The organism is Microcystis sp. LE19-131.1A, from assembly GCF_027532015.1.
In the GTDB taxonomy this organism is placed as follows: domain Bacteria; phylum Cyanobacteriota; class Cyanobacteriia; order Cyanobacteriales; family Microcystaceae; genus Microcystis; species Microcystis ichthyoblabe_A.
Genome location: NZ_JAPZSS010000067.1, coordinates 31,992 through 43,668, shown reverse-complemented (window position 1 = coordinate 43,668; position 11,677 = coordinate 31,992). Strand labels below are relative to the sequence as shown.

The window sequence follows — 11,677 nt, the reverse complement described above, 5'->3', positions numbered from 1 at the left end:
TTTAGAATTTTATCATCAAGATACAGGAATCGGAGACGACGTTTTGGTCTGAGATTTAATTTAATCGCTGGCATTTACAACTACGAACTTGCTTTAGGCTATAATCAAGTAGCTGAATAAGACTTTTGCAGGAGGTCTATTCATGACCCTACACCTATTAGGACCTTTAATGTTGACGATTTTATTCGAGTCAGGTGCTAACAATAAGGGTGACTTTTAAGCAAAAACGCGAGCATCCCGAGGACGAACATAAACTTGCTCCCCGACCTTGAGGTGCAGTTGAGCCAGTTGTTCTCGATTCAGATGGGCAATCAGGAGAGAGCGATCCGGTAGAATTAATTCCACATCGATGGCCCAACCCAGATGGATAATGCGCTCGACTTTTGCCTCAATGCTAGACCCATTGGGAGAAGAGAGAATTTCCAGGTCGTGGGGACGAATGAAAATCTTGACTCCGTTAGTACCCCCCCCAAGCTGCTCGAACAGTGCAGCCGAGGTTGGTGGTACAACATTCACCCGGCCGATAAAACTCATCACAAAAGCAGAGGCAGGATGATCGTACACCTGATCGGGAGTTCCCACCTGTTCGATTTTACCCTCATTGAAAATTACGATCTCGTCGGCCACTTCCATGGCTTCCTCTTGGTCGTGGGTGACGAAAACACTGGTGACATGGACTTCCTCGTGTAACTGTCGCAACCAAATCCGTAGCTCTTTTCTAACTTTGGCATCCAGGGCCCCAAAAGGCTCATCTAATAATAATACTTCCGGTTCCACCGCTAAGGCCCGGGCCAGGGCAACCCGTTGACGTTGACCCCCGGATAGTTGGGCCGGATAGCGATCGCCTAATCCCTGCAATTGAATTAAACTCAAGAGATTGTCCACTCGTTTTTGAATGTAGTTCGGGGTAGCTTTGCGAATATTTAAACCGAAAGCGATATTCTGACGCACCGTCAGGTGTTTAAAAAGCGCATAATGCTGAAAAACAAAGCCAATATTCCTTTTTCTGACGTTTAAATGGGTTGTGTCTTTGCCGTTGATGATAATTTTGCCTGTGTCGGGGGGTTCTAATCCTGCGATCGCTCTCAGGAGAGTAGTTTTTCCTGAACCAGACGGCCCCAGCAGTGCCACCAGACGATTCGATTTGATCTCTAGATTGATGTTGTCTAAAGCGGTAAAGGTGCCGAATTTTTTCGATACTTGCTCGATGATGATACTCACGGTGGCTAATCCTCTGGCAAAAAATGTATAGGGTTTGACCGTATTTTAACCATGATTTAATCGCAGTCGTATTAAAATACAATTACATTTTACAAGATAGCAAGAAAATTAAGTTTCGATTCGGGAGATTACTGGTTATAAACGGAGACTAAAAAGATTAAACAGCGATAAAAGCTTACTATTACTGTTTTTTACTTTTTTAAAGGCTTAATTAACTAATTTTGTCCATTAACGACCAGAAACGCACTAGAGAAGAGAGACGACTGAGGCAAAAATGGACTATTCTTTATTGGCAATATTTAGCTTTTTTATCGGAATTATCGTGGGATTAACGGGAATTGGTGGTTCATCCTTGATTACACCCCTATTGATCTTTGTATTTCAGGTTCCCGCTACCACCGCAGTGGGTTCCGATGTGGTAGCGGCCGGGTTGATGAAAGTGGTCGGCACTGTTCGTCACTGGCAACAGCAAACGATCGAATTAGAAGTGGTAAAATGGCTAGTAATTGGCAGTGTACCCGGTTCTCTGTTAGGATTAGTCGGTTTTCGCTATTTTCAGCAGAATAGCTCCCTCAATCTCGATCAATGGTTGCCCCATATCATCGGTCTTGTCTTGATGATCGTAACCGTCCTAGCGGCCCTAGAACTACTAATCTCCTTGTTTTTTCCCGATTTGTCCCCTTGGTCCTGGCCAAAATTAGATTTAACCACTCGCTCCGGTCAGATAAAAACAACGATATTAGGGGCAGTTTTAGGCTATTTGGTCGGTTTAACCAGTATTTCCAGTGGTTCCTTGTTTGCATTGGTCTTGATAACCTTTTTTCACCTTGATTCTCGCAAATTAGTCGGTACAGATCTATCGCAAGCGTCCATCCTCTTAACCTGTACTTCCATCGGTCATCTGGGATTAGGAACGGTAGATTGGAATCTGGTACTTCCCATCTGGTTAGGTGGGATACCGGGGGTGGTAGTGGGAGCAAGATTATCGGAATATTTGCCCAAAAATGCCCTAAAAATACTGCTTTATACGGTTCTAGTCACGGTCAGTTGGCGCTTACTCCAACCCACCTAATCCCCAGAGTTTACTCGAAAGTCATCATACTACCGATCAACAGATCGGGACTGGTGGCGACAAAATAGATAATTCCCGCACCGAGAATAACGATCGCTAAACTAAATAGTACCACCCATCGATCGGCTGGTTCGTAGGTATCTTCATCTATATCTCGTCTGACTGTAAAATAATGGGCTGTGGTCAAAAATACGGTCAATAAACCCACTAAAGCAAACATTAAGCCTAATTTCCAGCCATAACCGGGCCGGGGAACCAGAGGAGGATGAAAGGCCCGTAAACGCAGGATAACCATACCAAAACCCATTAATGCGATCGCCGTTCGCATCCAAGACAGATAGGTGCGTTCATTGGCCAGATGATCGCGGACTCGATTGGGATTGACTTTTTTCGGTTTAATGCTGGTCTTGCTTTCCGTCACTGGTGATTTGAGAAAAAATAACATGATCGAGATGACTGGGGGTCCGTTTCAAGGGGAGCACTTGAGAAGATGATGTTATTCTATGGCACTTGAGTTATAGATGGTATGGAAAAAATCTAAAATCTCTTTTTAAATGTATTTGTATTGAATCAAAAATTAAATAGATTCTGCTTGCTGCTGGAAAAGCGCCCATCCATAGCTTAAGGATAGGGCCAAGAAAGCGAGGGGAAGACTTTCCTTGATTATAAATACACCCAAACCGATCAGTACACAGGGGACAAAGTGGCTGCCGTGACTGGTAATTAAATTAGCGATCGCCGGTAATTTAGTCAACTGATGAGCAGTAAAACACCAAACACCCACCAAGATCAGAAAAACGCTGACGATAGTGACTAAATTTTGCCAGGTATTACTAGCGAACAGCGGCAGATAAATGCCGATATTATCACTACCATTGGCGATGGTAATTGCCGCCACAGCGCCGGTTTGAGGGGAAAACCAGGCCAGCAAAGGAGAAGAAGGTGCCGATCCTACGACCACCTCGATATTATTATCCGTCTCGGTTTCTTCTCGCTGCCAGAGACTCCGAATCCCGAAAATCACAGGCAACAGACCGAGAAAACGAATCCACTGAGCCGGAATCAAGAAACTCCCGAAAAAGCCAGTTAAACTCGCCAAAATCAGCAGGATAAAGCCTAAATACTGACCGATAACGATATGACGACGGCGAAAAAGTTTATTGACCTGGGTAAAAAGAATCGTCAAAATCAGGATGTCATCGAGATTGGTGGCAATAAAGGCCGCTATTGCTGTGGATATGGCAGTAATCATGGTAGTCATAGGATTTTTTTCTTAATCGGCTCTTCTGGTCTCGATCGCCCTACTTCCACTCTAGAAAGAGCTATTAATAAAATCAAATATTCTTTCTTGTTGATTTAATAAATTAAAATGATGGAAAGACCAATAGAGACGGAAAAACTCCTTGCCATGGCCAGAATGACCCTAGATCAACTGGAAATCTTTCTCGCGACTGCCGAACATCTCCACTTCACCAAAGCAGCAGAAGCTTTATATATCACCCAACCGGCCGTCAGTGCCGCCATTGCCTCCCTAGAAAGTGAATACGGGGTGAAATTATTCCATCGCGTCGGTCGTCATATCGAGATCACGGAAACAGGACGTTTACTGCAATTAGAAGCGCAACGCATTCTTACCCAGGTAACTTTGACAGAAAGGGGATTGGCGGAATTTAACGACTTGCAACGGGGAGAACTACAATTAGGATCGAGTTTGACTATTGGTAACTATTGGCTGCCGGCAAAAATTAGCGATTTTCAGGAGCGCTATCCGGCAATTAAGATCAACTGCACCCTAGCTAATACGGAAGAAATCTGTCTGGGTACGGCTAACGGACGTTTTGACTTAGCATTAATCGAGGGAGAAGTCAAGAGTGATTTAACAAATTGTTTAGAACAGGAGATCGTCGGCAGCGATCGCCTATTAATTATTGTCGGACGTTCTCATCCCTGGTATAAAAGAGAAGCGATCGAATTACCAGAATTAGTCGAAACCCCTTGGGTAATGCGAGAATCGGGATCGGGAACTCAACAAAGATTCGAGGAAGCGCTACGGAATTGGGGTATCGATTTACGCACATTAAAGGTAACTTTGCTGTTAAATACGGGGGAAATGGTGAAAGCAATCATCGAGAATAGTTCGGCAGCTGCCGGCATTTCCGAATTGATGGTTCAAAAGGAATTAGAATTAGGCACATTGCGATCGATTCGAGTCATCGATACTTCCGGTTTATCCCCTCGCTATCTCGAATTTATGCGCCCTTTTTTAAAAATAAAACACCGTCAGCGCTTTCAACCCCGCATCTGTCAAGTTTTTGAGCAGATGTTGGGTTCCTCTCCTAATTCTTGGCAAAATTCTAGATAGTCATCAACAGATTCATGAAAACACTGTACAGCTTCTTCAATAGTTTTGCTGTGAAAAGTAATCACATCTTTAATGTCAATGACGATTCCAGAGATCAGATTATCGTCAAAGTCAATTTCAAATTTACCTGTATATCCTTTATAAGTTGTGGTGTACATAGTTTTTGTTTCTCTCAATAAATAATCAATAATTGAGGCAATTAAATGATATTAGCATTTTCTAAAAAGAGGCGTATATCCTTGTCTGAATTGCATTCAGAACTCGCTGTTGCTTTTTGTTTATTGAGTAAGGTTCAGTAACTTGTTTTCGTATTATATCAGTATTTTTAGAAAAAGGAAGACTCTCTACGGTATTATTAAATCTATCAATAGGATTGGTTTGAACCCTTTACTTGTAAAACCGTGCTTCGCTGTTCTATACTGGCGGAACCTTTCATCTCTAGGGTTCCTTCCAGCCGACATTTTAGGTAAAGTTCCAATATGAAAGATCGAGCCAATTCCCTGTATGAATCCGACTTCTACGGGTGGACAGAGCTACAAGCGAAAGCTCTAGCCAACCGACAGGTAGAAGCTCTGGACTGGCAAAACTTACGGGAGGAAATCATTTCCTTGGGTAAACAAGAATATCGAGAACTGGTGAGCCGTCTAACCGTTTTGGTAGGACATCTTCTCAAATGGGAATATCAGCCAGATAAACGTTCTCGCAGCTGGTTTTTGACGATTAGAGAACAGAGACGAGGGATCAGACGGCATCTAGAGGGCAATCCTAGTTTAAAATCCCGGATACCGACGGCTTTATCCGATGCTTTCGAGGCCGGAGTGGATTTGGCTTTACGCGAGACGGATTTACCGATACGGACTTTTCCCTCTCACTGTCCCTTCACCTTCGAGAACATCATGGCCGACCATTTCCTCTGCGATACGAGTCAGGATTGGTCGTAAATTTAACGGTTATAACGCCTCGACGGGTATTGTATCTCAACAAGTAATTTAAATACGCGGGCAGCTGATTCTTTTTTTCACTCTCTCCCTTCAATAATTTTAATTTCTTCCTCGCTTAATCCATAGAGTTTATAAACAATTAGATCGATTAATTCATCGGTGGCGCTTAATTGTTGTTTTAGGGGCAAAAGTTTATCGAGACTGGTTTGATATTCTTTTTCTAAGGTTTCCTGTATTTGACGATCTAGCAAGTTAACGGTAATTTTCTTTTTGTTCTTTTTCAGTATCTCCCACAGTTGATCCAAGCTAAGATGAGGTTCGCTTTTTTGATAGTCACCGAGATAGTTTTGGATTTTTGATTTGTTGGTTAAATTATCGATCGCACTGCCGATTATTCTCTCTAAATATCTCAAAAAGCTTTTGATTTCTTTTTGTTTTTCCCGATTGATCTCGATCATCTGTTCTGCTAAGTAGGCCAGAATATCATGAACTATATCGGTTTCTTCTCTCCTAATATGCTCCTCGATTTCCTTTAATATCTCTTGCTTTTCTTGATAACTTTTGATAAGTTTCTCTAAACAATGTTGACGGCGATCGCTATTGGTGCTAAAAGATATTTTTCGGATGGGGATATTCTCCATGTATTGACCAAAAAATCTTAATCTACCTTGCTTCTCTGTATCCCCCAATACAGCACTGTTTTGAGACATATAAAAGAAAATTAAGCGGGAATTTAAAAGAGCTAGTAAATAATAACTTTGGCTAGGAATTAAATAGGTAGTATTGATTGAGTAAAAGCCATTATTATCTAAAGTAAAGCGCGATTCTTTAGCAATATCTGGATATATGATTTTAGGTTTTTCAAAAATATCGTAATAAGTGCAAGGTCTTAATTCCCACCAAAACTGTCCTTGATCACATCGTTTTCTAGCTTTTTCTGCAAAACCCTCAAGATGTTTAGTGAGAGAAGGGTATAATGAAGAAAGATAATTCCAAGCCAATTTTTCCTGATCTGTATCTATTTTTTGTTTTGTCCATCCCGAGGGAATCAATAATAAATATAAGTCCCGATTCTTGATTTCATATTTCCTTAAATCATCTCCTACTATTAAAGACTTGATAAATTGTTGATTGTTTGGGTCGGTTTTTACTAAATATTCTTTGATATTTTTGTCAATCACAAATGCTTCGTTACATCCTGTTTTAATTCCTAGATAAATCTGATTGTTTACATATTCACTGAGAAAAACAGCTTTTTTTTGTAATTTTTCGACAATTGTAGCAATCTGATTTTTAGCTAACGACCAACCTTCCACGGACAAACTATTTTCACATACATAATATGATAGATCATTAATCACATCAATTAAACTATTGAATTTGAGAGACTTAATCTTTGATACTAAAACATTTTGTTGACCTACAATATTATTTTCAATCAGTAGAATAGATGGAAAAGTTGCCGCTTCCGAAAAAACAGGCAATTCTCCAAAATCGATAATTTCTTTTATAGTTGTTTGCTGGGTTAGAAATTGTCTTAATTTCGTTCCATAATTAGCACGCATAAATTTATTGGATATAATCAAACCCAAGTGACCTCCTTGCTGTAAGGATAGTAACCCCATTTCGACAAAATAAACGTATAAATCGGCAACTCCATGAAAAGATTGATAATTTTCTTTTAGAAAAGGTTTAATCTCTTTTAATCCTTCTTGTCGAACGTAGGGAGGATTACCGATAACTGCATCAAAACCGGGGTTATCTTTCCAAGAAGCGGAATCAAGATCGATAAAAACTTCGGGAAATTCCAGATCCCAATGAAAAAAACACTTACTTTTATATAAACTAGCTGCTTGGTCTAAAATTCCTTGATCTGATCGGGGTAACTTATCCCAATTAATTGCCGATATATTGCCACCGTAGCGCTGCAGAAACTCGATAGCAGTTTTAACCCCAAAAAAGCGAGAAAGGAAAACATCTAATAAACGCTTGTAGGGTTTAGCTTGACTATCAAAATCACGGAATAACTGTTCGCTTGCTTCCACTTCAGCAAAAGTCGCATCGCTGAGGGTACTAATTCCCCGCATAATTTCCGCGGCCCGAAGTAACCCGACAAAAGGGCCAGTTAAAAGAGTTAATTGACCACTTTCTTCCTCGATCATAGCTGCTTCTGCGGCCTTGGCGGTAGTTCCGATCAGAGAATTACCACAACGTAAATGATGATCCAAAAAACTCAAAGGTGCGCCCACTGTGAAAGAATGTAACCAGAGACTAACTTTGGCCAATTCTACGGCCATCGGATTGATATCCACCCCATAAATACAGCGCTTCATCACCACTCTCTGTAATAATTGCGTTGGTTCAAGGGTGGGAGAATCGAGAATAATTCCCTGTTGTCGGAGATTGTCGATAATGTTTTGTCGGGTGGTTTCCAACATGGTTAAAACGGGATTATCTTCGGGATAAAGATTGAGAATCTGGATTAACTCATCGGTGAGATAGTCCACTGCTTCTACTAAAAAATGTCCGCTTCCCATGGCGGGGTCACAGAGTTTAAGATCAAGTAAGGTGGTGATCGCTTTTTTTTCTAAGCGTTGTAGCTCTTTTTCTAATCCCTGCTGACTGAGATTTCCTAAACGTCTATCGCTGCTTTCTTGTCTTCGGGTGGCGATTTCTGTCATCACATCCCCGAACTGTCGCGCTCTTTGCTCTAAAATTGGTTTGAGGGTATGACTGACAATATATTTAACAATATAATCGGGAGTGTAATAGGAACCGGTGGCTTTTCTTTCTCCCCGATCATTTTCCAGATGCACCGATTCCCCCTCAATCACGATGCGATATTCCAGTAATCCTTCGTAAATTGATCCTAACTGTCGCACACCTAAAAAACTATAGTCGATCGGCTGTCCCTCAAAACGTGCTAACTTGTCTAAAATGGGCGCTAAAACCGCATCGGATAACTTGTATTGACCGAGAAAACAATTCACCCGGCCTTCTTCCATATCAAATAAACCCCCGTTGTAACGAGGTACGGCTAAATTAGCATCCCCTCGATCGACAATGCGAAATAAACTGAGGAGAGCATCGTATATTCCCGTCGAGGTGCCACTAAAGACCTGCTGACGATCGATTTTAACGGCAATTTCTCGCGTCTTTTGCAATAAGCTGTAATCGCGATAGTCTCCCCTCACCGGCAGCAAATCCCGCGCTTCTGCGTAGAGCAGAAATAATAATTTATACAGCAGGGATAAACTCGCCTCGTACAATAAATCTGGCTGTATGTCTGTATTTAATGATACAAAACCTTGAGAAATATCGGGAAAAATGCGATCGAAGACTAACTCTTTTAACTCGTTACCCACTCTGGTGGCATAGGTGGTACTCTCCTCCCGCACCCGTTCAAGGAAATTCTGACCGTGAATATCCTTAATAAAAGCCTCTTGACGGAAAAATAACCAGAAATACGGAAATTTTTGCCGGTCTCCCCCTTCTAATAGTTCCATCAAGTCCACTAGATAAAATTCCGTGGCTGTGGAGGACGCTTGACGATAATATAAGCGCCATTCTCGACCATTAGTGAGAATACCCCAATCTACTCCCGTCCCCGTGAGATAATTGGTGATCTGAAAGGAAGGATTACTATTTTTCCAGATATCTCGCTGATCATTCTTAGAAACGTCACTAAGAGAACGTTGCCAGTATTTGGCCTCAGCGATCGCTAAAACTTGACTATAAAAGGCTTTTTCATTATTCTGGAGAGCATAGGCTTGATAACGGTCATTTTCTGTGGCAAATAGGGCATAATCTGGCCTTTCTGACCTTCCTTTTCCCCTACTGCTTACCTGCGGTATATAACTAAAACCGAGAATTTCTAGAATCGGTTGTATTAATTCTGCTTCCGTTTGCGCTTCGTTAAGAGTCGGCAAAATCGCCTTTTTTTGTTGATAAAGACTCTCTAAGCGGGAAAATGCCACGGATACATCCTCTTGCCATTCCCCAGAATCCGGCAGCCGATGCTCAAGATAGTGTTGAGAAAAAAGTGGTTTATTGCCCGTTTGTCCTGACATGGCCGATTATCCTAACATTGAGGGTATCTAGCCTAAAAATGAAGGGTTCGCAGGCAGGCACGGATTCCCATTATATAAAAAGTATATGTCAAGTCTCCGATTTTGTCAAGAGTTTTGGCCAAAAAAAAATTGCCTCTGGGAGGCGGGGGTGAAAGGTATCACCCCAGAGAAATAATTAAACGCCAAAAGACTTACCACAGCCACAGGTTTGACTGGCGTTGGGATTAGTGAATTGGAAACCACCGCCGATCATCGCGTTGCTGTAATCTAACATGAGACCGTAGAGATAGAGCAGACTTTTTTTATCAGAGACAATTTTAAAGCCATCGTAATCGAAAACCTCATCTTGGGGGGCAATATTGCTAGGATGCTCAAAATCCATCATATAGGACATTCCCGAACAACCACCTTGACGCACACCCACGCGCAGACATAAATCCTTGCCCTGTTGCTCTTTGAGCGTGGTAAGGTGTTTGAGGGCAGCCTCACTGAGTAAAATTCCTTTTCCTTGAATCTGAGTAGCTTGTGTCATCTTTAGCAGGAACTCCTAAACGCAGTTGAAGGGGACATATAAAACTTTACCTTCTCCTATCCATCTTAACGATAGTTGAGGACTGTTGACTGGATTACTGTGTACTTTTCCCAGCCTCGCAGGAGTTATAGGGCAAAAAAAGCAAAAAACTGGGATTATTAATTAAATAGCGTTGCCAGAGACGACTAGATTCTTGAAACAAACCCTAGAGCCATTCTCAGCCGATTTTCATCACCCAACGGACAGGACAGCGCTGCCTTGGGGATGCCGAAAAAGCAGCCGGAAAAGAGCCAAAGAAATTCACTTTTCTAAGCGGAGATTAGTGCCGCTGCTATCGGTGCGATAAACCCAAGTTTTTTGCTTATCAGTCAGAATAATTCGCCATCCTTGCACCAGTGCTTGAGTACAGAATTCTCCCGGTTTAGCTAATCCTAAACAACCATCGGGCCAGGTTTTTGGTTGTGATGCTTGGATTTGTAAGCGATTAACCGATATCTTGGTTTTCCGACTCAAATCTTGACGGGTAGCGGCGATGACCGAATTAGGTGGCTCAGGAGATGCTAAACTGGGTGGTGCTAAGAGGAGAGAAAGCAGAGTCATTAGCATTAAAGTGCCAGTTGCTCCCTGAATAATTCTCGTTTTACCGATTGGTACTTGCTGGCTTTGGCTAAAATTTTTTCTAGATATCATATTTAGTGCTGTCTCTTTCCAGGGGGTGATAGTCTGAGCAAATTTTCCTGTTTATTGTCAGTGTCAGATCCCCCCGCCTATCGGCACCCCCCTTATCAAGGGGGGCAGGGGGGATCGAACCTAAAATCCATTTTTAATTTAATTATAACCAGCTACTTATGTTCCCGCTCTGGTTTTCGAGTAGAAGCAGCAGTCACTCTCGGTTTTCGTTGTCATCTCCTGAAAACTTCCGTCTTTTTAAGGGGCGATGGCGATTAGAATAGATGAGGATGAACTATCTTAGATGGATGGACTTATGTTATCTTTTTTCCTCCGTTGGTTGATTACCGCCGTCTCTTTATTGATTACAGCGCGAATAGTACCAGGTATAGAAATTAAAGATTTTACCGTGGCTTTGATAGCTGCTGTCGCTTTGGGTTTAATTAATGCTATTATTAGACCCCTGTTGATTCTTTTTACCCTGCCTTTAACTATTTTGACCCTAGGGTTATTTATTTTTGTGGTCAATGCCATTTCCTTTTCTTTAGCCTCCTATTTTATCCGTGGCTTTGAGGTAAAATCATTTTTTGCGGCTTTATTCGGTTCGATCGTGGTTTCGATCATTTCAGGAGTTTTAAATGGTTTTTTTGTTGACTAAAGTGGGCAAAATTCGCTTGTTTAAAACAGCTTGGCTTACTCTGATTGATTAATTTCTGATCTAGAGACGTTGCTATAATCAACGTCTCTCTATTTTTTTGGGTATGAGTAAATCTCTACTGATTTGCTTTGGCTTTTGTCGTTAAAAATCAG

At 41.7% G+C, this 11,677-nt stretch carries 11 protein-coding genes and 1 pseudogene; 5 read left to right on the top strand and 7 right to left on the bottom strand.

The annotated features are described in order from the left end of the window. Positions 1-120 (top strand): annotated as a pseudogene (locus tag O9323_RS06125) (IS5/IS1182 family transposase); the annotation flags it as partial. 96 nt (positions 121-216) lie between these two features. Here O9323_RS06125 and O9323_RS06120 read toward each other — a convergent pair. After that, on the bottom strand, positions 217-1,221 hold the full coding sequence (locus O9323_RS06120) for a sulfate/molybdate ABC transporter ATP-binding protein (RefSeq protein WP_002778122.1): 1,005 nt from the start codon (positions 1,219-1,221) through the stop codon (positions 217-219). A gap of 274 nt (positions 1,222-1,495) precedes the next feature. Between O9323_RS06120 and O9323_RS06115 the strand changes: the two genes are divergently transcribed. Further along, positions 1,496-2,293, top strand: coding sequence for a sulfite exporter TauE/SafE family protein (locus O9323_RS06115; RefSeq protein WP_024970193.1), 798 nt, complete (start codon positions 1,496-1,498; stop codon positions 2,291-2,293). Positions 2,294-2,303: 10 nt separating this feature from the next. On the opposite strand, the gene O9323_RS06110 is transcribed toward O9323_RS06115, so the two are convergent. Beyond that, positions 2,304-2,738, bottom strand: a complete 435-nt coding sequence (locus tag O9323_RS06110; protein WP_002734854.1) for a YidH family protein — start codon at positions 2,736-2,738, stop codon at positions 2,304-2,306. A 132-nt stretch (positions 2,739-2,870) separates the two neighbouring features. Next, positions 2,871-3,554, bottom strand: a complete 684-nt coding sequence (locus O9323_RS06105) for a cadmium resistance transporter (RefSeq protein WP_016514555.1) — start codon at positions 3,552-3,554, stop codon at positions 2,871-2,873. A gap of 147 nt (positions 3,555-3,701) precedes the next feature. On the opposite strand from O9323_RS06105, the gene O9323_RS06100 reads away from it, so the two are divergent. Further along, complete coding sequence (locus tag O9323_RS06100; protein WP_288124829.1) at positions 3,702-4,655, top strand: LysR substrate-binding domain-containing protein; 954 nt, start codon at positions 3,702-3,704, stop codon at positions 4,653-4,655. Here O9323_RS06100 and O9323_RS06095 read toward each other — a convergent pair. Continuing rightward, positions 4,598-4,813 (bottom strand): type II toxin-antitoxin system HicB family antitoxin, encoded by a 216-nt coding sequence (locus O9323_RS06095; RefSeq protein WP_288124828.1) that lies wholly within the window; start codon positions 4,811-4,813, stop codon positions 4,598-4,600. The genes O9323_RS06100 and O9323_RS06095 overlap by 58 nt on opposite strands. A 321-nt stretch (positions 4,814-5,134) precedes the next feature. Between O9323_RS06095 and O9323_RS06090 the strand changes: the two genes are divergently transcribed. Next, positions 5,135-5,596, top strand: a complete 462-nt coding sequence (locus O9323_RS06090; RefSeq protein ID WP_288124827.1) for a DUF29 domain-containing protein — start codon at positions 5,135-5,137, stop codon at positions 5,594-5,596. 77 nt (positions 5,597-5,673) lie between these two features. On the opposite strand, the gene O9323_RS06085 is transcribed toward O9323_RS06090, so the two are convergent. The 3 genes from O9323_RS06085 to O9323_RS06075 all read right to left on the bottom strand — a co-directional run bounded on the left by O9323_RS06085 (position 5,674) and on the right by O9323_RS06075 (position 10,888). Further along, positions 5,674-9,666 (bottom strand): Eco57I restriction-modification methylase domain-containing protein, encoded by a 3,993-nt coding sequence (locus tag O9323_RS06085; RefSeq protein ID WP_288124826.1) that lies wholly within the window; start codon positions 9,664-9,666, stop codon positions 5,674-5,676. Positions 9,667-9,841: 175 nt separating this feature from the next. Continuing rightward, positions 9,842-10,198 (bottom strand): iron-sulfur cluster assembly accessory protein, encoded by a 357-nt coding sequence (locus tag O9323_RS06080; protein ID WP_002752704.1) that lies wholly within the window; start codon positions 10,196-10,198, stop codon positions 9,842-9,844. A 300-nt stretch (positions 10,199-10,498) separates the two neighbouring features. Then, positions 10,499-10,888 (bottom strand): DUF8738 domain-containing protein, encoded by a 390-nt coding sequence (locus O9323_RS06075; protein ID WP_149107371.1) that lies wholly within the window; start codon positions 10,886-10,888, stop codon positions 10,499-10,501. A gap of 295 nt (positions 10,889-11,183) precedes the next feature. On the opposite strand from O9323_RS06075, the gene O9323_RS06070 reads away from it, so the two are divergent. Then, on the top strand, positions 11,184-11,525 hold the full coding sequence (locus tag O9323_RS06070; protein WP_002752706.1) for a phage holin family protein: 342 nt from the start codon (positions 11,184-11,186) through the stop codon (positions 11,523-11,525). Positions 11,526-11,677: the final 152 nt, after the last annotated feature.

Excerpts from the sequence above, each read along its gene's own strand:
- O9323_RS06115 (WP_024970193.1), top strand. The coding sequence starts at position 1,496 with ATGGACTATTCTTTATTGGCAATATTTAGCTTTTTTATCGGAATTATC.
- O9323_RS06110 (WP_002734854.1), bottom strand. The coding sequence starts at position 2,738 with ATGTTATTTTTTCTCAAATCACCAGTGACGGAAAGCAAGACCAGCATT.
- O9323_RS06105 (WP_016514555.1), bottom strand. The coding sequence starts at position 3,554 with ATGACTACCATGATTACTGCCATATCCACAGCAATAGCGGCCTTTATT.
- O9323_RS06100 (WP_288124829.1), top strand. The coding sequence starts at position 3,702 with ATGGCCAGAATGACCCTAGATCAACTGGAAATCTTTCTCGCGACTGCC.
- O9323_RS06095 (WP_288124828.1), bottom strand. The coding sequence starts at position 4,813 with ATGTACACCACAACTTATAAAGGATATACAGGTAAATTTGAAATTGAC.
- O9323_RS06090 (WP_288124827.1), top strand. The coding sequence starts at position 5,135 with ATGAAAGATCGAGCCAATTCCCTGTATGAATCCGACTTCTACGGGTGG.
- O9323_RS06085 (WP_288124826.1), bottom strand. The coding sequence starts at position 9,666 with ATGTCAGGACAAACGGGCAATAAACCACTTTTTTCTCAACACTATCTT.
- O9323_RS06080 (WP_002752704.1), bottom strand. The coding sequence starts at position 10,198 with ATGACACAAGCTACTCAGATTCAAGGAAAAGGAATTTTACTCAGTGAG.
- O9323_RS06075 (WP_149107371.1), bottom strand. The coding sequence starts at position 10,888 with ATGATATCTAGAAAAAATTTTAGCCAAAGCCAGCAAGTACCAATCGGT.
- O9323_RS06070 (WP_002752706.1), top strand. The coding sequence starts at position 11,184 with ATGTTATCTTTTTTCCTCCGTTGGTTGATTACCGCCGTCTCTTTATTG.